This window comes from Nitrospina sp. P1_D6, assembly GCF_052156615.1.
GTDB lineage: Bacteria > Nitrospinota > Nitrospinia > Nitrospinales > Nitrospinaceae > Nitrospina.
Window position 1 is genome coordinate 352,556 of sequence record NZ_JBQKUN010000003.1, and the last position, 18,308, is coordinate 370,863.

The 18,308-nt window shown below is 57.6% G+C and carries 18 protein-coding genes; 11 read left to right on the top strand and 7 right to left on the bottom strand.

Annotated features, from left to right (window positions below; genetic code table 11):
- Positions 1-135 precede the first annotated feature (135 nt).
- From ACTRXA_RS07790 to ACTRXA_RS07800, 3 genes are all read left to right on the top strand, one after another.
- Complete coding sequence (locus ACTRXA_RS07790; RefSeq protein ID WP_005008293.1) at positions 136-339, top strand: hypothetical protein; 204 nt, start codon at positions 136-138, stop codon at positions 337-339.
- A complete protein-coding gene (locus ACTRXA_RS07795; protein ID WP_442426641.1) occupies positions 336-1,133 on the top strand; it encodes a formylglycine-generating enzyme family protein in 798 nt (265 codons plus the stop codon). The genes ACTRXA_RS07790 and ACTRXA_RS07795 overlap by 4 nt, the downstream gene beginning before the upstream one ends.
- A gap of 127 nt (positions 1,134-1,260) precedes the next feature.
- On the top strand, positions 1,261-2,277 hold the full coding sequence (locus tag ACTRXA_RS07800) for a peptidylprolyl isomerase (protein ID WP_442426642.1): 1,017 nt from the start codon (positions 1,261-1,263) through the stop codon (positions 2,275-2,277).
- Positions 2,278-2,345: 68 nt separating this feature from the next.
- Here ACTRXA_RS07800 and ACTRXA_RS07805 read toward each other — a convergent pair whose 3' ends face one another.
- The gene (locus ACTRXA_RS07805) at positions 2,346-2,534 is read right to left on the bottom strand and encodes a hypothetical protein (protein ID WP_005008287.1); all 189 of its coding nucleotides are present in this window, start codon (positions 2,532-2,534) and stop codon (positions 2,346-2,348) included.
- A 210-nt stretch (positions 2,535-2,744) separates the two neighbouring features.
- Here ACTRXA_RS07805 and priA point away from each other — a divergent pair, with 210 nt between their 5' ends.
- From priA to msrP, 4 genes are read left to right on the top strand one after another with little or no spacing between them, the layout of a single operon-like run.
- Positions 2,745-5,210 (top strand): primosomal protein N', encoded by a 2,466-nt coding sequence (gene priA, locus ACTRXA_RS07810; protein WP_442426643.1) that lies wholly within the window; start codon positions 2,745-2,747, stop codon positions 5,208-5,210.
- 58 nt (positions 5,211-5,268) lie between these two features.
- Entirely contained in the window at positions 5,269-5,850 is a 582-nt protein-coding gene (locus ACTRXA_RS07815) for a YqaA family protein (RefSeq protein ID WP_442426644.1), read from the top strand.
- Positions 5,851-5,860: 10 nt separating this feature from the next.
- The gene (gene cutA, locus ACTRXA_RS07820; protein ID WP_442426645.1) at positions 5,861-6,184 is read left to right on the top strand and encodes a divalent-cation tolerance protein CutA; all 324 of its coding nucleotides are present in this window, start codon (positions 5,861-5,863) and stop codon (positions 6,182-6,184) included.
- A 15-nt stretch (positions 6,185-6,199) separates the two neighbouring features.
- The gene (gene msrP / locus ACTRXA_RS07825; protein ID WP_442426646.1) at positions 6,200-7,171 is read left to right on the top strand and encodes a protein-methionine-sulfoxide reductase catalytic subunit MsrP; all 972 of its coding nucleotides are present in this window, start codon (positions 6,200-6,202) and stop codon (positions 7,169-7,171) included.
- Between the two features lie 10 nt (positions 7,172-7,181).
- On the opposite strand, the gene ACTRXA_RS07830 is transcribed toward msrP, so the two are convergent.
- Positions 7,182-7,892: a formylglycine-generating enzyme family protein gene (locus ACTRXA_RS07830; protein WP_442426647.1), complete on the bottom strand. Its 711-nt coding sequence runs from the start codon at positions 7,890-7,892 to the stop codon at positions 7,182-7,184.
- Between the two features lie 3 nt (positions 7,893-7,895).
- Entirely contained in the window at positions 7,896-8,204 is a 309-nt protein-coding gene (locus ACTRXA_RS07835; protein ID WP_442426648.1) for a hypothetical protein, read from the bottom strand.
- A 60-nt stretch (positions 8,205-8,264) separates the two neighbouring features.
- On the opposite strand from ACTRXA_RS07835, the gene ACTRXA_RS07840 reads away from it, so the two are divergent.
- Positions 8,265-9,119, top strand: coding sequence for a hypothetical protein (locus tag ACTRXA_RS07840; RefSeq protein WP_442426649.1), 855 nt, complete (start codon positions 8,265-8,267; stop codon positions 9,117-9,119).
- Between the two features lie 36 nt (positions 9,120-9,155).
- Here the strand turns inward: ACTRXA_RS07840 and pntB are convergent, their stop codons facing one another.
- Both pntB and ACTRXA_RS07850 read right to left on the bottom strand, forming a co-directional pair.
- On the bottom strand, positions 9,156-10,556 hold the full coding sequence (gene pntB / locus ACTRXA_RS07845; protein ID WP_442426650.1) for a Re/Si-specific NAD(P)(+) transhydrogenase subunit beta: 1,401 nt from the start codon (positions 10,554-10,556) through the stop codon (positions 9,156-9,158).
- 11 nt (positions 10,557-10,567) lie between these two features.
- Complete coding sequence (locus tag ACTRXA_RS07850) at positions 10,568-12,124, bottom strand: Re/Si-specific NAD(P)(+) transhydrogenase subunit alpha (RefSeq protein ID WP_442426651.1); 1,557 nt, start codon at positions 12,122-12,124, stop codon at positions 10,568-10,570.
- A gap of 489 nt (positions 12,125-12,613) precedes the next feature.
- On the opposite strand from ACTRXA_RS07850, the gene ACTRXA_RS07855 reads away from it, so the two are divergent.
- The 3 genes from ACTRXA_RS07855 to ACTRXA_RS07865 all read left to right on the top strand — a co-directional run bounded on the left by ACTRXA_RS07855 (position 12,614) and on the right by ACTRXA_RS07865 (position 15,642).
- Positions 12,614-13,972 (top strand): sensor domain-containing diguanylate cyclase, encoded by a 1,359-nt coding sequence (locus tag ACTRXA_RS07855; RefSeq protein WP_442426652.1) that lies wholly within the window; start codon positions 12,614-12,616, stop codon positions 13,970-13,972.
- Between the two features lie 127 nt (positions 13,973-14,099).
- On the top strand, positions 14,100-14,543 hold the full coding sequence (locus ACTRXA_RS07860; protein WP_442426653.1) for a hypothetical protein: 444 nt from the start codon (positions 14,100-14,102) through the stop codon (positions 14,541-14,543).
- Between the two features lie 34 nt (positions 14,544-14,577).
- Positions 14,578-15,642, top strand: a complete 1,065-nt coding sequence (locus ACTRXA_RS07865; protein ID WP_442426654.1) for an ADP-ribosylglycohydrolase family protein — start codon at positions 14,578-14,580, stop codon at positions 15,640-15,642.
- A 4-nt stretch (positions 15,643-15,646) separates the two neighbouring features.
- On the opposite strand, the gene ACTRXA_RS07870 is transcribed toward ACTRXA_RS07865, so the two are convergent.
- Complete coding sequence (locus ACTRXA_RS07870; RefSeq protein ID WP_442426655.1) at positions 15,647-17,311, bottom strand: FAD-dependent thymidylate synthase; 1,665 nt, start codon at positions 17,309-17,311, stop codon at positions 15,647-15,649.
- Positions 17,292-18,188: a formylglycine-generating enzyme family protein gene (locus ACTRXA_RS07875; protein ID WP_442426656.1), complete on the bottom strand. Its 897-nt coding sequence runs from the start codon at positions 18,186-18,188 to the stop codon at positions 17,292-17,294. The genes ACTRXA_RS07870 and ACTRXA_RS07875 overlap by 20 nt, the downstream gene beginning before the upstream one ends.
- Between the last annotated feature and the right edge of the window lie 120 nt (positions 18,189-18,308).

Consider the following 18,308-nt stretch of genomic DNA (forward strand, 5'->3'; position numbering starts at 1 on the left):
TGTAAATTTAAATAAACAGTTTCTGGTAAAAAATTCTTGCAGAGTTTTACTTTTTGGACATATCATTTAGTCCTGATCCACAAATACGGGACACTTAGGTGAGTCGGTATCCAAATGTTTACAAGCCAGGATTCGATGAAAATTCACGGGCATTGCAACCGTTGCAAAGCGCCGATCTTCCTGAACCAGTGCACGGACTGGTACGGCAATACGGTGCTTTCGCTCAATTGCTGGAACGGCCATTACAAGTGGATTGAGATCGAGGATATCGACAAGGAATTCAAGATCGAGCCGGAAAAAAACCTGGTTACCTACATCGGCTTCTTCGACGCTCCATGAACCGAAAACGGTTTGCCCTTCTTCCCACTTCCCTGTTTCTGTTTCTGACCCTCGCTTTTCCGCAGGTGAACTCCATCCACGCCGAAACTCCGCCCGAGGCACCGGAAGGCATGGTGTACGTTCCCGAAGGTTACTTTGCAATGGGGGTCAATTCCGGCAACGCCTCGGAAGAGGGTCCGCAACACCACGTGTACACTTCCGCATACTTCATTGATCGCCATGAGGTGAGCAATGCCGAATACATGAAATTCGTCAAGGATACGGGCCACCCCAAGCCGCTTTTCTGGGAAGACGAACGCTTCAACCGGCCGAACCACCCGGTGGTCGGCGTCAGCTGGTTCGACGCCATGGCCTACGCCCGCTGGAAAGGGCGCCGCCTGCCGACCGAAGCGGAATGGGAGAAGGCCGCGCGCGGCAACGACACCCGGCTCTATCCCTGGGGTGACAAGTGGGCCAAGGGATTCGTTTTATACTTTGTCAACGTGTTTGGCGTGGAAGACAAGTACCGGCACACCGCCCCGGTGGATGCCTATCCCGCGGGCATCAGTCCCTTCGGCGTATTCAACATGGCCGGCAACGTATGGGAATGGTGTTTGGACTGGTACGACGACGATTACTACCGCAAGAGTCCGGAACTGAATCCGGAAGGGCCGGAACCGACCAAGATGAAAGTAGTTCGCGGGGGATCGTGGATCAATACCATTGACGGTGCACGCCTGGTCAGGAGGGGACGCAATTTCCCCAACACCAAAAACATGATATATGGTTTTCGCACCGTCCTGCCCGTTCAGTAATCCGTATGGGCAGCAACGGTTCCCTCCGGGAACAATTCGGTTGACATCCCCCAAACCGCGCAGTAAGTTTTTTACATTCACAATACAGGTTTGCAATCAATTCAATCAAGTGCATGCGGGGTTTTTCATGATTTCAGGAAAACGGTTTCAGTTAATCTTTCCGGCCGTGGCCGCCGTCCTCTGGTTTGCCACGGGTTCGGTTCCAGCTCATTCTCATTCCGGACACGATCACGGTGACGGGCTCAATATCTCCCTCCCCGATGTTTTGGCCCAGGTGGACGGAAAGGAAATTCCCAAAAGCACCATCATGCCCACGCTGGTTAAAAACGTCGAACGGTACAAGGAACGAGGCATGGCGCTTTCTCCCCAACAACAGAAAGTGGCCGCGAAAAAACTGCTCGAAGAGGAAATCCATCGCAGCCTGCTTCTGGAAAAAGCCAAAGCCATCGGTGTTTCCATTTCGGACAAGCAGGTTGATGAGAAAGTCGCTTCCATCAAAAGCACCTTCAAAAGCGAAGATCTGTTCAAGAAACAACTCAAACTCCGCAACCTGACGATGGAGCAGTACCGCTCCAAACTTCACGATGACCTGTTAATGGATGCGGTCATTGAAAAGGAGTTGAGCGGAAAAATCACAATTCCGGAAAACGCCATCCAGGAGTACTTTCAAAAGAACAAAGACAACCTGACCAAACCGGAAAAACGGAAGGCCAGCGTCATTCTCATTAAGGTCGACCCCAAAACCGGCTCGGCTGGAGCGTTGAAAGCGCGCAAGAAACTGGAGGACATCGTCAAGCAGTTGCAAAACGGAAAAGAATTCGAAACGATGGCCAAAACCCATTCCGAGGATTCCCTCGCCAGCCGCGGAGGCGACCTGGGATGGTTCACCCGGAACAGTCATATGTTCGCCCCATTCCGCGAACAGGCGTTCAAACTGGGCAAAGGCGAAATCAGCGGCATCTTTAAAACCGCGCACGGCTTGCAGATTTTAAAGGTCACCGACGTCGAAAAAGGATTCCAGGCAACCGTTGAAAACAGCCGCGAAACCATAAGGAAAATTTTACTGGAGCAGGAATTGAAAAAGCGGACGCGGCCCTACCTGGAAGCTTTGAAACAGGACGCCAACGTTAAAATTTATTTCTGAAAATTGCGGGGCCGGACGGCCCCGTTTCTCTTTGGAAGGAGACCCGCCGGAGGAAGACCTCCCGCGGGTTATTTTTTGCTCTTTTTTTCTTTCTTTGCCTTACCGCCATCAATCTGGCTGAGCTTGCGTTTCACGATTTTTCCGGGATCCTTGTCAAAATCCACCTTCAGGTATACGGTGCTCTCGTGCACCTTGTGAACCACGGCGTCTTTCTTTTTTCCGGCAAAATCGAATTTGATCTTGTCTCCAACCTTCATGCAACCTCCTTGGGCTTTATCGCCCCTCGTCGGGTTCCTGCAAACAGACTTTCAAAAAAAGAAAAAGACTAGTGGAATTGCCGGAGGCTGTCAATTCTTTAATCGATTGGCCATCCGGAACCGTGGAAACCACTCTGAACTCTGGTACACTTTGCGGGACCGGAGGGATTGAACCCCGGTCTCGCCATTTTCAATCCATGTGAATCGCCGATGACCCTTCCAGCCTACGCCCAGGTGGTTTTCAATCTGCCTCTCCCGGACGCGTTCACCTACCGCATCCCCCCCGCACTGCAGGACCGGGTGCAGGTTGGCATGCGCGTGCTGGCGCCGTTCGGCCCTCGAAAGATCACCGGGTACATCGTGGGACTGGCGGACACGTGCGAACCATCCTTGAAACTCAAGGACCTCGAGGACGCGCCGGACACCCAACCGGTCATTTCGCAGGAACTGCTTGAACTCACCCGCTGGCTCGCAGACCGCTACCACGCAAGCTGGGGTGAGTCCATTCGCGCCGCCCTGCCCGCCGGACTCGACGATGAAGAACATGAGTTGTTTTCGTTATCGCCGGAAGGGGAAATCGCCTTGCGGGGCAAATCGGTTTCGGCTTCGGGGCTCGCGATCCTGCAGCTCATCCAGAAACGCAAACAGCTTTCCCGAAAACAGATCCGTCACGCGCTCAGGAAAAACTACAAGTCGCACACGCTGGCCACGCTCAAGCTGGAAGGCCTGCTTCTCACCGAAACCCGGTTGCGGAAAAGTTCCGTCCCTTACAAAACTGAAACGGTAGCGAGTCTGACAGACAACGTGGCCAAACACGCGGAGGCGGAAACCCTTCTCGCCCGCAGTCCGAAACAGAAAGAACTGTACGCACTTCTTGGAAATGGTGAACTCACGCTTACCGAGTTGTCCAAACGGTTTCCCAGACATGCCGGGCCGCTCCGCGAGCTGCGCAAAAAAGGTCTGGTTGAAACGCGCCGCGTCGAGGTTCCACGATACGGTGGAGAGGAGGTCGATCTTTCCACCGAAGGGCTGGACGGTCCGTTGAAGTTCACCCCGGACCAGGAACAGGTGTACGGCGCATTGAAAGATGCGCTCGAGACCCAGGTTGCCCACACGTTTCTGCTGCAGGGCGTAACGGGTAGCGGCAAGACGGAAATTTACATACGGTGCATCCAGCAGGCGCTCGATGCCGGGCGCACCGCGATCATGATGGTGCCGGAAATTTCGCTGACGCCGCAGACGGTATTCCTGTTCCGCCGCCGCTTCGGGGAAAACGTCGCCATCCTGCACAGTGGCCTGTCGCCGGTGGAGCGTTACCTCGAATGGGAGAAAATCCGGAGGGGCGAAGTGGGCATCGCCATCGGTGCGCGCTCCGCGGTGTTCGCCCCCTTGAACAACCTGGGCATCATCATCATCGACGAGGAGCACGACGGTTCGTACAAGCAGGACTCGACCCCGCGCTACCACGCGCGGGAAACCGCCATCGCACGAGCACAAAATGCGGGCGCCGTGGTGGTGCTGGGCTCCGCCACTCCCTCCCTCGAATCGCGCCACAAGGCCGCAAGCGGGGAATACCATCACCTGACGTTGCCGAAACGGATCGGCACGCGGCTCATGCCGACGGTTCGCCTGGTGGACATGAGGAAGGAGCGCGACGAACGCAGGAACTATTCCATTTTTTCGCTGGAACTCAAGAAAGCCATCCTCGAGCGCATGGACCTGGGTGAGCAGGTGTTTCTGTTTCTCAACCGGCGCGGCACGGCCAACTACGTCGTCTGCCGCAAATGCGGGTTTGTTTTTGAATGCCCGCATTGCAGCGTGTCCCTCACCTTTCACAGCCGGACAAAAATCCTGCTCTGCCACTACTGCAACCTGACCCGCGTGATGCCGGACCACTGCGTCGAGTGCGGCGGCGAGGTGATCCGCTTCAGTGGATTCGGCACACAAAAGCTGGAAGAAGAAACGCGATCCCTGTTCCCCGCCGCACGGACAGCCCGACTCGACCGCGATACCACCCGAACACGTTCGGCGTTCGAGGCCATGTACCGCGACATGCGGGAAGGCCGCATCGACATCCTCATCGGCACGCAGATGATCACCAAGGGACACGACTTCCCCGGTGTGACGCTGGTCGGCGTGGTGTACGCCGACCTGTCCCTGCACATACCGGATTTCCGTTCCTGCGAGCGAACGTTTCAACTGCTGACGCAGGTGGCGGGGCGCGCCGGACGCGGAACGGTTCCGGGCCGCGTCGTCATCCAGGCGCACAACCCGGATCACTACGTGTACGATTACGTCGCGTCGCATGACTACGACGGCTTTTACGAAAAGGAACTCACTTTAAGGCAACGCCTGCACTACCCGCCGTATTCCCGACTGGCGTCGCTTCTCATCGAGCATCCCAGCGAGAAAGACGGCGAAGCGTACACCGACCGCCTGCAGGCCGAGTTCGCACCACTGGTGCGTGGCGCGGAGGGAGTGGAACTGCTTGGGCCCGCCCGCGCCGCCCTGTATCGTTTGCACGACCTGTTCCGCTGGCACTTCATTTTCCGCGCGCGGGATGCGGAGGTTTTGCAAAGCGTCCTGCACAAAGTAAAACGACTCGACGCCGTTGCCAAACCGCCGGGCACGCAGTGCAAGGTCACGCTCGATGTCGATCCCGTCAATATGCTTTAAGTTTCGTTCAACCCTGTGGTACCCTTTACCTCCTTATTGACCCGATTCAAGGTCCCCCATGCTCCGAAAAATGTACGATTGGGTTCTGCAATGGTCATCGACCAAGCACGCCGTGCCGGCGCTGGCGGTGCTGTCCTTTGCCGAATCCTCGTTCTTCCCGATTCCGCCGGACGTCCTGCTGATCGCCATGGTGGTGGCGGTGCCCACAAAATGGTTTTCTTTCGCGCTGGTGTGTTCCATCGCTTCGGTGCTGGGGGGAATGTTCGGTTACCTGCTGGGCTGGCAGTTCATGGACCTGGTGGGCAACCGCATCGTGGAGTTCTATCATTTCCAGGAGCAATTCGATAAAATAGGAGGCTGGTACCAGGAATACAATGCGTGGGCCGTGGCCGCGGCGGGGTTCACTCCCCTGCCCTACAAGGTGTTCACGCTGGCCGCCGGGGCGTTTCAGATCAACTTTCCGGTGTTCGTCGGCGCGTCGTTCGCCAGCCGCGCAGCGCGCTTCTTTATCGTGGCGGCGCTTTTGTACAAGTTCGGTCCGCCCATCAAGGTATTCATCGAGCGGTATTTCAACGTGCTCAGCATCGTGTTTTTCGTGCTCCTGGTGCTGGGATTCGTTCTGCTGAAATACGTTTTCTGACGGAGGTTGTATGGACGAGCATGTGGTGGTTTACGTCACCGCAGGTTCGGAAGACGAAGCCGAAAAACTGGCGAACGGTCTGGTGACGGAAAAGCTCGCCTTCTGCGTGAACGTGATTCCTTCCATCAAATCGTACTACCACTGGGACGGCAAAATGAACGTGGACCCGGAAGTGCTGATGATCATCAAGACGCGCCGCGACCGCTTCGACGATCTCGAAAAATGGGTGTGCGCCAACCACAGCTACGACGTGCCGGAAGTCATCGCCCTGCCCATCGTCAAAGGATTGAAACCCTACCTGCAGGGCATCGACGACTGGGTGCCTAAAAAATAAAAAGGTAATACTGTCATGAGCAACATCCACATTCCCAAAGGCTGGGAGATGCCGGAAGGCGAACTCACGCCGGAATCGATCTACATGAACCGGCGCGAGGTGTTGAAGGCCATGGGCGTGGTGTCCCTGTTCGCTGCAGGCGCGCTCCCCGCGTGCTCGCCGCCGCAGGAGGTGATCGACGCGCATCCGGAGATCAACCTCACCGATCTCGAAAAAACCGTGTACCCGGCCAACCGCATCACCAGGTACAAACTCGACCGCCGCCTGACATCGGAAACCATCGCCGCGTCGTACAACAATTTTTATGAGTTCAGCGAGGTGAAGGAAGACGTCGACCACCACGCGCAACGCCTGCAGACGCGTCCCTGGCAGGTGGAGGTGACCGGGCTCGTCAACAAGCCGAAGACCTACGACTTCGACGACTTCCTGAAGAAATTCATCCTGGAAGAACGATTTTACCGTCTCCGCTGCGTGGAGGCGTGGGCGATGGCGGTGCCGTGGACGGGGTTTCCGTTGAAAGCCCTGCTGGATGAAGTGGAGCCGCAATCCGGCGCGACGCATGTGCGTTTCGAATCGTTTCACAAACCGTTCCTGGCACAGGGACAGTTTGCCTTCTGGCAGCCGTGGCCCTACTCGGAAGCGCTCACCATGAAAGAAGCGATGAATGAATTGACTTTCCTCGCCACCGGCATCTACGGTCACCCTCTGCCGAAACAGCACGGCGCACCCATTCGCCTGGTGGTGCCGTGGAAATACGGCTTCAAGAGCATCAAGTCGATCCAGCGGATCGAAGTGGTCGATTACGAACCGTCCACATTCTGGAATACCCTGCAACCGCTGGAGTACGGGTGGGAAGCCAACGTCGATCCCAACGTGCCGCACCCGCGCTGGCCGCAGACGAAAGAAGAGATGATCGGCACCAAGGAAGTGCGGCTCACAAAGAAGTACAACGGATACGGCGATTTTGTCGCCTCGCTCTACACTTGAATATCACGCCTCACGGCACATCCCGGACACAGCGGAAACCGATGTGGTCGAACCGGCCCGCCGCCAGTTCGTAATTGCGCCGCGTGGCGCGAAGGGTCTGTTCGAGATCGCGCCACGATCCGCCGCGGATGGAGCGGTACTTGCTGTCGAACGGACCTTGCGGATCGCGTTTCGGGCTTTCCGTGTAATACGTGTCCGAATAATTGTCGAGAACCCACTCCCACACATTGCCCGCTGTGTCGTATAAGCCGTAGGGATTCGGTTTCTTCTGCCCCACCGGGTGGGTGGTTTTGCCGGAGTTGTCCCAGTACCAGGCGTGGTCGGCGTCGATGGCATCGCCCCAGTAATAAACCGTAGATGTCCCGGCGCGCGCCGCCTTTTCCCATTCCGCTTCCGTAGGCAGGCGCTTGCCGACCTGCCTGCAGTAGTCGCGCGCCTCGTACCAGGTGACCTGCTCCACCGGACGGTTGGGCGATTCGAAGTTCGACGGATTGTCATCCATCACCGCCTCGAACTGCAACTGCGTCACCTCATGCTGGTCGATGTAAAATGCCGAGAGGTGCACCGTATGCGGCGGCTCGTCCTCCGCCTTGCCGGAGCCCATGACGAACTCGCCTTCCGGAATGAGCACCATCGACGGATCGTCGAACTCTGCCAGGGCCATTCCCGCAAAGCAAAACCACGCACTCATTACCAGGAGAAAACGCGTTGCCGTTTTCATGATTCATTTGCGCCGAAAGAGTTGGATGAAGTTGGCGACGAAACCGGAGATCGCGGCACCGGATCCCGCTGCGATGATGAGGATGTCGCGGTCGCCGGTCCGGTAGCCGATGAACGTCCCGATCAGCACGCCGACACAGATGGTGACCAGATAGAAACGTCCGCCCAGCCAGCCGATGAAACCGCCGATGATCGAACCCAGGACCCCCGCCACCACCGCCAGCATGGGACTGTGCACCACCACGCCGATGAGGACCCCGGTCAGCCCCAGCAGAAACACGCCGACATAAATGTTGTTGTTCCGTTTCATCATGTGTGCCTAACATAATACAGGAAGCGCACCCGATGGTCCGCCCATTTTCTTACAGGTCCGATGCTACGATTCCTTGTCCTGCCATTATTGATTTTGCTTGCCCTGCCCCTGTCCCTTTCGGCATTTGTCGCCACCGGTCTGGACGCACCGGCAGGAGTCGCCGTCGATCCCCGAAGCGGGCACATCTTCATCGCCAACATGGGTGGCCGGGCGGATCTGAAAGACGACAACGGGTTCATCACCCGCCTCGACGCCGACGGCAACATGATCGTTCCACGTTTTCTCGCCTCCGGCCGGAATGCCATCACCCTGCACGCACCCAAAGGACTGACCATGATGAACGGCGTGCTGTACACAGCCGACCTCGATACGGTGCGCGGCTTCGACCTCGCCACGGGAAAAACCCGGAGCACCATCGATCTGTCCGGCCTGGGCGTGCGGTCTCTCACCGGTCTCACCGCCGGGGAGGAAGGGATTCTATACGCAACCGACACCCCCGGCAACGCGATTTACCGCATCGACACCACCGCAGGCAACACCGTGTCCCGGCTGGCAAAGGGTCCACGCCTGGACGGTCCCGCCGGACTCGCCTACGATCCGCGTCACCAGGTTTTGATCGTCGCCACCCGCAACACAGGTCGGCTTCTAAGCGTACGTGGCGACGGCACGGTCCATCAGCTTCTGGGCAAATCGTTCGGCAGTTTGTACGGGGTGGTGTTCGACAGGGAATACAATCTGATTGTAACAGACGCGCAACAGGGGCGGGTTTACCGGATAAGGAATTACAGCGAGGTGGAAGTGCTGAAGGAAAACGTGCTGAGTCCTGCGGGGATAGAGTACGACTTGGGTCATCACCGGGCGGTGGTGACGTCGCTGAAAGGCAATGCGGTTTTCACCCTGCCGCTGGACCGCTGACGGGTCCGGCGACAGGGTGAACGCATTCTTTGTTGCTCAATGACCGTCCTGCAGGGCAGCGTAAACCGCGTCCAGACTGCTCTTCGCGTCGCCAAACAGCATGCGCGTGTTTTCCTTGAAGAACAGGGGATTCTGCACACCTGCGTACCCGGTTGCCATGCTGCGTTTGAGCACGATGGTGTACTTGCCTTTCCAGCATTCCATGACCGGCATGCCGGCGATGGGGCTGTTCGGGTCGTCCTGCGCGGAGGGGTTGACGATGTCATTGGCGCCGACGATGATCGACACGTCCACGTCCGGAAAATCGTCGTTGATCTCGTCCATTTCGTAAACGATGTCGTACGGCACCTGCGCCTCCGCGAGCAGAACGTTCATGTGACCCGGCATACGACCCGCCACGGGGTGGATTCCGAACCGCACGTTGATTTTCTTGTCGCGGAGTTTCTTGGTGATTTCGCGCACGATGTGCTGTGCCTGCGCCACCGCCATGCCATAGCCCGGGATGATCATGACCTCTTTCGATTCCTTGAGCAGCTCGGCCACTTCCGGCGCTTCCAGAGCCTGGATTTCTCCCTGCTCCCCGGCGGCAGCCGCAGGCGCACCTGTGGTGGTGCCAAATCCGCCGGCAATGACCGACAGGAACTTGCGGTTCATGGCGCGACACATGATGTAACTCAGGATGGCGCCACTGCTTCCCACCAGCGCTCCGGTGACGATCAGCAGGTCGTTGCTCAGCATGAAACCGGTGGCGGAAGCCGCCCAGCCGGAATAACTGTTGAGCATCGACACGACGACCGGCATGTCGGCGCCACCGATGGCCATGACCATGTGGATGCCGAACAAAAGAGCGATGCCGGTCATGATCAGCAGCGGTGTCAAACCCCCACCCGCAGCCGACTGATCGACAAACATTTTGCCGAGCACGATGGTGGCGATCAACAGGCCGAGGTTGAACAGATGCCGTCCGGGGATCAGCATGGGGTTGCCGGTGATCTTGCCGCACAGCTTGCCCCAGGCAATGACCGATCCGGAAAACGTGACCGCACCGATGAGGATGCCCAGATAGGTTTCGACATCATGGATGGTCAGCTCGACCCCCTCGAAATGCACGTTCGGGTCCATGAAGTTGGCGTAGCCGACCAGCACCGCCGCCATACCGACGAGGCTGTGCAGGATGGCCACCAGCTCCGGCATCTCCGTCATCTGCACGCGCTTGGCGAGGATGATGCCGATGGTGCCGCCGATCAGCAACCCGCCGACCAGAAGGGCCATGTTGGCGGTGACCCCGGCGATGGTCACGATTAAAGCCAGCGTCATGCCGAGGATGCCGTAGATGTTGCCGCGCCTGGCGGTTTCCTGATGGCTCAGGCCGCCCAGCGCCAGAATGAACAGAATGGTCGCCCCGATATAAGAGGCGGTTACGATACCTTGACTCATCTTTTCGCCTCCTATTTACGGAACATTTCCAGCATGCGGCGTGTTACGGCAAATCCGCCTGCTATGTTGATGGATGTGATCAGGACCGCCGCGGCGGCAAGCCACATGATCAGGTTTTCGCCCGAACTGATCTGCAGCAGGGCGCCGATGACGATGATACTGCTGATGGCGTTGGTGACGCTCATCAGCGGCGTGTGGAGTGCCGGGGTCACGTTCCAGATGACCATGTAACCGACGAAACACGCCAGTACAAACACGGTGAAGTGCGCCATGAACGAAGCCGGCGCCACCGCGCCCAGCCCGAGCAGCATCAGGCCGCCGATGACAAAAGTCATGATCATGCCCGTAGCGGAAGGTTCGGCCTCTTCCTTCTTCACCACAGGAGGAGCTGCTTCCTCCTTCGGTTTGGGCGGCGCCGCCGAGAGTTTCGGTGCGGGCGGCGGCCAGGTGATCTCGCCGTCCTTCACCACGGTGACACCGCGGATGACCTCGTCCTCCATATCGATGTTGAGGTTGCCGTCCTTCTCCTTACACATGTCGGAGAGCAGGTGCCGCAGGTTGGTGCCGTACAACTGGCTGGCCTGCGTGGCCAAACGGCTCGGCAGGTCCAGGTAGCCGATGATGGAGACGCCGCTCACGTTGGCCACCTTGCCCGGCTCGGTCAGCTCGCAGTTGCCGCCCTGCTCGGCGGCGAGGTCCACGATGACACTGCCGTTTTTCATCAGCTTCACCGTGTCAGAGACGATCAGTTTCGGAGCCGGCTTGCCGGGAATCAGCGCGGTGGTGATGATGATGTCCACCTCCTTCGCCTGTTCCGCGAACAGTTCCATTTCCTTCCTGATGAACTCTTCGCTCATCACCTTGGCGTAACCGCCTTCGCCGGAGCCCTCTTCCTCGAAGTCGAGCATCAGGAACTCCGCGTCCATACTCTCGACCTGCTCCTTGACCTCGGGACGGGTGTCGAACGAGCGCACGATGGCGCCCATGCTCTTGGCTGCGCCAATAGCGGAAAGGCCCGCCACGCCGGCACCGATGACCAGCACCTTGGCCGGAGGGATTTTACCCGCCGCGGTGATCTGCCCGGTGAAGAACCGGCCGAACAACTGCGCCGCCTCCACCACCGCGCGGTATCCCGCGATGTTGGCCATGGAGCTCAAGGCATCGAGCTTCTGGGCACGGCTGATGCGCGGAACGCTGTCCATCGCCATCACCGTGACTTTTTTAGCGGCCAGCCGTTTCAATAATTCCTGGTTTTGCGCAGGCCAGATGAAAGATATGAGCACCTGGCCCTCGTGCGTCAAATCCACTTCATCCACCTTCAGATCCGGATGGTGCTCCGGTCCGCGTACTTTCAATATGATATCGCTTTGATCCCAAACAGCCCTGGGACCATCCAGCACGGTGGCCCCGGCCTCTTTGTACGCTTCATCGGAAAACTTAGCTTCGGCACCGGCACCGGACTCAATCGCGACTTCAAACCCGAGCTTCAACAGCTGAACCACCACCTCAGGGGTTGTGGCCACCCGCCTCTCGCCGGGATGAACTTCTTTGGGAATGCCAATTTTCATCGCCAATTGTTCCTTTATTTATAATTGGTTCTCAGAAATGCCCACGAATGATAACCAAAACAGAGGTCTTGTCCAAATTTTTTTAAAATCCGGGCGTAGAATCAGGAACTCTAGCATAATCACGCCCAATTTCACCCTTTTTCTCGGCATTTACCGGGATTTTCGGTCTCATTAAACGGGTACGAATAAAAAATACGGTGTTTGGATTCAATTTCATCCCGTCCGTTGCAAAAATTTGAACCTCCCCTGTTTAGCAAGGAGGCCAATTGACCTCAATTTTTTCTCCAGTACAAGCCCCATTCCATAATCAAAAGACCGGTCCCGGACCCGCTACCCGGATTTAATCAATTTGGTTGGTTTTTTGTTCGTGATTGAAAAATTTAGTGTTACACTATTTTTGTTTAAACTCTTCAAAACATAATAGGCTTTTCGCCCACGTCACCCTGTTGCAAAACAGGGAAGAGGCCATTTGTGCACCCGGGTATGGAAATGAAACGGGACATTGCCAACCAGATCATTCAGGAAAAAACGTTTCTGCTGGATCATCCTGAAATGTTCTTCAAATTGTTTGACGGGTTGTTTCCTTTTTTTCTGTTCACCCGGGATCCGGAAGGCCCCCTGACCTCCGTCAGCAACAAGGTCACTCATGTTCTCGGGCATGCCCCCGAGGATTTCATGCAGCGCTGGCCCGAATACCTCGCCAATCACCCTGTTAACGAAACATTCAAACAGCGTGCTTGCCTGGAAGCAGGATTCGCGAAAGAGCCGATCAACTACAAAACCATTTTCAGCAATAAACAGCACGAACCCATCTGGCTGGAAATGTTTGAATCGCCGCAGATGGCAGATGGCAAGCCGGACAAGATCATCGGCATCGCTCTGGATTTGACCAAACGGAGCGTTCTGGAAAATCAGTTGCGTTTGGGTGAGAAGCGGTTCCGGGAAATGAGCCAAACCTCACCCATTGGTATTTTTCAGACCGACAATGACAACCTGATTGCCTACGTCAATCCGGCCTGGGAAGTCATTACCGGCAGGACCATTTCCGAAAGCCTGGGCCAGGTCTGGTGGGATTGCATCCACCCGGGCGATCAGGAAGACGTCATCCGAAAATGGGGGCGGGGCAACGACAAGGGCGAGGAAGTGGATGCCGAGTGCCGGGTGATCCGCCGCAACGGCACCATGATCTGGGTCAAGATCCGCTCACAGATTCTTTTCGACGACACAGGCAAGATCACGATCGCGACGGTGGAAAACATCGATCAGCAGGTGGCGGACCGGGAAAAACAAAAGCAGTTGATTCACGAGTTACTGCAACTCAAGGAAAAACTGGAGGTGGCGACCCGCACCGATCCTCTCACCGGCCTGCCCAACCGCCGGGACCTGAACGACAAGCTGGCCCACGAGAAAGCGCGTTTCGAACGCACCAAACGTCCATTCACCCTGCTTATCGTGGACATCGACAAATTCAAAAGCATCAACGACCAGTACGGACACGACGCCGGCGACTACATCCTGGTACAGGTCGGGGAACTGTTGCGAAACAGTTGCCGGCGCATGGACCACATCTGCCGCTGGGGTGGAGAGGAGTTTTTCTTCCTGCTCCCTGAAACCAACCTGGAAAACGGCTACGTCTTCGCAGAAAAACTGCGCGCCAAGCTGGCCTCAACCAAATTCAATTACAAGGGTCAGCAGGTGAGCGTGACCGCCAGCTTCGGCCTCAGTTGCGTGAACGATGACAGCCGCGACCTGGAATCCTACATCAAAGAAGCGGATGACTGCCTGTACGATGCCAAAAATGCCGGACGGAACCGCACGGTGGCGCGCAAACGCACGGGTTCCAACTAACCCAGGCCGCCTCAAAAGGACCACTCCCCGCCAAGCCCCTGTTTTCCTGATCCAAAATCAATCCTTAAAGATCATCGCCGGCACTCTGTTGTTTTTCGCATTCCTGTTTTTGGGAGGGATTTCTGGGTTGGGGGCCGCCTCGGCTGCCGAAAAGGAGACCCTCCCCTTCCAATCCGTGGATGTGCCGCCGGAACTGGGACTGCGCCCCCTGCCGGAAGAGGACGTGCATTACAAAGGAGTCCTTTACACGCGGGAAGCCTTCGTCGCGCTATGGGAATTGCAGGAAAACGTGATGTCCGATTTTCCACGCCTGCTCAACTGGTTGATTCCCGATCCCCCACCCATGGACTTCACTCGCCACACGGTGCTGTGGTTTTCCAACCGCGGTGCGGGGGCCAGTTTCGTGGAACTGGAACGGATTGTGATGAGCGAAGACGGAGACGCGCTGGAGGCACACATCAAGGTGGTGCACTCGGATTTCGTCTCTAAAAAACTCAACCTGTGGACGATACCGAAAACCCACCGACCGGTGGTATTCCGGGAACGCTCCATTTTTAACGAAGGACCCTGAAAACCCGTCCGGCCTGAGTCCGGAGGAGGCAACCATGACCGGATCGTTCGACCGGCAACGCGCTGTGACCGGATGCCTGCTGGGAACCGCTGTGGGCGATGCGCTTGGACTGCCGATGGAAGGATTGTCGCGCACGCGGCAATCGCGTCTGTTTCCCGATCCCGCTGCCTATCATTTTGTGTTCGGCCGGGGCATGGTCTCCGACGACACCCAGCACCAGGTCATGACCGCGCAGGCCCTCTTGCAGTCGGCTGGCGATCCGGAACGGTTTGCGCGCGATATGGCCGGGCGTATGCGAAAGTGGCTGGCCGCGCTTCCCGCCGGGGTGGGATTCGCCACATTGCGGGCCATCCTCAAATCGTCTGCCGGATTTTCTCCACACCGCAGCGGCGTGTTTTCCGCGGGCAACGGACCGGCCATGCGCAGTGCCTTGATCGGCATCGGTTACGGCCATGACCCGGAACGCCTCCACCAACTGGTGCGATGCAACACACGCCTCACCCACACCGATCCCCAGGCCGAATACGGTGCGCTGGCTGTCGCCTGGGCGGCCCACCACGCAGCACGGCAACAGGCCGAAGCAACTTCCTATCGAAAGACACTGCAACAGCATGTCCGCGCGGACTCCCGGTTCTTCGATTTGATCGAACTCCTCTTCGAAAGCATTCAACGGGGCGAGGACACACCGGCATTCGCGGAATCCTTGGAACTCGGAAAAGGCGTCGGTGGTTACATGTACCACACCCTGCCGGTGGTGTTGCATGCATGGCTGAGCCATCCCACCCGTTTCCTGGACGGCCTGCTCTCGGTCATTCGCTGTGGCGGCGACACGGACACCACCGGCGCCATCCTGGGTAGCATCGTCGGGGCGGGGGTCGGCAGGGAGGGCATCCCTGAACTCTGGCTGACGGATCTCATCGAATGGCCGCAGACGGTGGAATGGATGGAAGGACTGGGTGAGTCGCTGGCTGATTTTTTTGAAACGGGACAGGCGCACTCTCCGCCGGAGACAGGATTCCTGCCCATGCTGTTGCGGAACTTGTTTTTTCTAGGGGTGGTTCTGGCTCACGGCTTCCGCCGCACCCTGCCGCCTTATTGACGGTTCAGTCGTCCATGTCGTCGAACACGCCGGTTGCAAGACTCTTGCGCGCGGTGCGTGCTTCCTGTTCGGCGCGGGTGATGCTCTGGTCGTAGTCGTTGTAATCGACGTAGCGCAGGACCGGCTCCATCTCCGGGTGGCGCTTGAGGTAAAGCCGGGCCATCGTCTGGCATACACGGCGGTACTTGGGATGGCCCGCCTTCTGCGTGCGCAGTTCCGTGAAATGACCCAGCTCGCGCAGGTTCATGCCCATGTTCCAGCGGATGAAGTGGTTGAACAGGGACGCGTACTGCGCCTCTTCCCGCAGGCCCGCGCGCTTGAGGTCATGGTGCAGGGACTCCGCGCGCTGAAAACATTCCTGCACTTCCTCCATCATGCCGATCTCTTCGATCTCATCGGGAATGGAATAGCCAAGCAGGACACCCATTTCCTGTCTCTGCTGGGTGAGCATGCGGTGGCGTTGCAGGTCGCGGTACTCGGCGAACCCGGCGACGATGTCGAACTGGATGGGGTAGCCGTATTCCAGCGCACGGCCCGCGCGGTCGCGTTTGCTTTTGCGCTCTCCCATGTACAGGTGAAAAATTTCCAGCCGCGCTTCTTCGGAAAGCGACCGAACCACGCGCCTGATCTGTTCCGTCGAATGCTGCACGTAGGGAAAAATCATCGACGCCACGAGATTGATGAAGTAATCCTCGTCCCGGTCCTCCAGCAAAGCCACTTCAGGCGCCGTTTCGATGGGTTCGCTGGCAAACAGTTCATCACAGCGGGCGCGCATTTTTTTATGGACGGCGGCCCGGTGCTCCCGCCGGGCAGCGCGTTTGATGAACGTCGGGATCTGGTGACTCAACGCGTTGCGGATCTGCACCGCCAGATCCTGCGCCTCCACCAGTTCTTCCGTCAGCAGTTTCGAAATGAGCATTGAGAAAAAGCGGCCGTTGCCGACGATACCGACGTTGGCCTGCGTGGCGGCGGGAAGAATGCAGCGGATCACGTCACACGCCGCGCTGCGGATGGTGAAGTTGTAGGCGATGCGGTGCGCGCGTTTCTCGTTATCGCCCTTCAGGTCCTTCGGATACACACGCGCTACTTCATTTCCGCGTTCCACCTCGATGGCGAACGAATCGGCAGGAAGGCGTTTGCGGAACAACTCCTGCATGGGCTCGACCATGGCGGCGTAGGTGGCGAACAGAAAATCCATGACCGCGACGTACGACTCGCCCAGGCCCGATTCCATCACGTTGCGCGGGCGCACGTAACGCCAGCTTCCGCCGCGCTGCTGGTCATACAGAACGTAGCGGGTGGATTCCTCAATGGGAGAGCCACCAATCCGGCAGTCTTCAATGATCTTGGTCATCAGGTTGGAGACTTCCTCGATGCAGATCGGAGCCACCGCCAGTTCCGCCACCGAATCGTCGCCGAACTTGTTGACGACGCGGTCCACCATCTCGCTTCCCTTGACGTCGTTCGGAGTGCCGTCGGAATTGAGGAATTCACGTGCCACGGTTTCCTTGAGCCCGGTGGGGGCCCGGCTGTAACGGGCCAGCGCCGCCCCGATGACTTCCGGATTCAGGTTTTGGAGGGAGAAAACACGGGCATCCACATCGGTGACATAGCGGCGAAGAATGTCGCGTTCGGCTTCGGTGAGGTCGTCAGTCCGTTTTGGCTTCATTATTTTGTCCCGACGTGGACGGTATTGGGATGGGATCTTTGGCGCAGCGAAACCCGGTGTCGTTGAACCGGACGTAAGGACGGCCCCAGCGGCGGAAAGCGCTGTGCAGGGTGTCCTCGTAGTTCACCCAGGAACCGCCGCGCATCACTTTAAAGACCCCCCGCTCGGGTCCCTGGGGATTGTTGCGAACTCTTTTTTTGTAATACTTGCGGTCATACCAGTCCGCCACCCATTCCCACACGTTGCCCGCCATGTCGTGGACGCCGTATACGGAAACGCCGTTGGGGTAGGACCCGACATCGGTCATGGTGTGAATGCCACGCCACTTTCTGCGGTAAGTGGCTTTTCCTGGAGGCAGGTCGTTGCCCCAGGGATACAGGTTCCCCATCGGCCCGCGTGCCGCTTTCTCCCATTCCGCCTCAGTGGGCAGCCGTTTGCCACGCCACTCACAGTATTCCTTTGCATCGTGCCAGCTGACCTGGGTGACCGGCTGGTTTTTGATCTCCTTGGGAAAGCTCTTCCCTTTCCACAGGTTGCCTTCCCAGCAGGCTTTGGTTTCGCAGGTGTCATCCAGGGCGGGCCGATGCCCGGTGGCCTCCACAAACTCCAGGTACTTCTGGTTCGTGACCTCGTAAATGTCGATCCAGTACTTATCCAGGTACACCATGTGGTCCGGGTACTCATCCTTGAACCACCAGCGGTTGCAGCGGTCATCCACCTGCCAGCACATTTCCAGCATGTCGGTGATTTTATGAAATCCCAATCCCATGCGGAAGGTGCTGGCGGGGATTTCCACCATGTCTGAATACATCTTGAGCGCTTCCTGCGTTGCCAACTCTTCCTCATGGTCCACGGAAGCGGCCGCTGCGCAAGACACCCAAACCCCAATCAACAGTGACACAAAGATCACTAAACGGCAAAATCTTTGAGTCCGCTTAACCATCCACTTCAACTTCAAATATGTTTTCACTCACGGGATCAGGCAGCGTACCGGGTT

Excerpts from the sequence above, each read along its gene's own strand:
- pntB (WP_442426650.1), bottom strand. The coding sequence starts at position 10,556 with ATGAGTCAAGGTATCGTAACCGCCTCTTATATCGGGGCGACCATTCTG.
- msrP (WP_442426646.1), top strand. The coding sequence starts at position 6,200 with ATGAGCAACATCCACATTCCCAAAGGCTGGGAGATGCCGGAAGGCGAA.
- ACTRXA_RS07840 (WP_442426649.1), top strand. The coding sequence starts at position 8,265 with ATGCTACGATTCCTTGTCCTGCCATTATTGATTTTGCTTGCCCTGCCC.
- priA (WP_442426643.1), top strand. The coding sequence starts at position 2,745 with ATGACCCTTCCAGCCTACGCCCAGGTGGTTTTCAATCTGCCTCTCCCG.
- ACTRXA_RS07850 (WP_442426651.1), bottom strand. The coding sequence starts at position 12,124 with ATGAAAATTGGCATTCCCAAAGAAGTTCATCCCGGCGAGAGGCGGGTG.
- ACTRXA_RS07835 (WP_442426648.1), bottom strand. The coding sequence starts at position 8,204 with ATGATGAAACGGAACAACAACATTTATGTCGGCGTGTTTCTGCTGGGG.
- ACTRXA_RS07865 (WP_442426654.1), top strand. The coding sequence starts at position 14,578 with ATGACCGGATCGTTCGACCGGCAACGCGCTGTGACCGGATGCCTGCTG.
- cutA (WP_442426645.1), top strand. The coding sequence starts at position 5,861 with ATGGACGAGCATGTGGTGGTTTACGTCACCGCAGGTTCGGAAGACGAA.
- ACTRXA_RS07815 (WP_442426644.1), top strand. The coding sequence starts at position 5,269 with ATGCTCCGAAAAATGTACGATTGGGTTCTGCAATGGTCATCGACCAAG.
- ACTRXA_RS07790 (WP_005008293.1), top strand. The coding sequence starts at position 136 with ATGAAAATTCACGGGCATTGCAACCGTTGCAAAGCGCCGATCTTCCTG.
- ACTRXA_RS07795 (WP_442426641.1), top strand. The coding sequence starts at position 336 with ATGAACCGAAAACGGTTTGCCCTTCTTCCCACTTCCCTGTTTCTGTTT.
- ACTRXA_RS07830 (WP_442426647.1), bottom strand. The coding sequence starts at position 7,892 with ATGAAAACGGCAACGCGTTTTCTCCTGGTAATGAGTGCGTGGTTTTGC.
- ACTRXA_RS07800 (WP_442426642.1), top strand. The coding sequence starts at position 1,261 with ATGATTTCAGGAAAACGGTTTCAGTTAATCTTTCCGGCCGTGGCCGCC.
- ACTRXA_RS07855 (WP_442426652.1), top strand. The coding sequence starts at position 12,614 with ATGAAACGGGACATTGCCAACCAGATCATTCAGGAAAAAACGTTTCTG.
- ACTRXA_RS07870 (WP_442426655.1), bottom strand. The coding sequence starts at position 17,311 with ATGAAGCCAAAACGGACTGACGACCTCACCGAAGCCGAACGCGACATT.
- ACTRXA_RS07805 (WP_005008287.1), bottom strand. The coding sequence starts at position 2,534 with ATGAAGGTTGGAGACAAGATCAAATTCGATTTTGCCGGAAAAAAGAAA.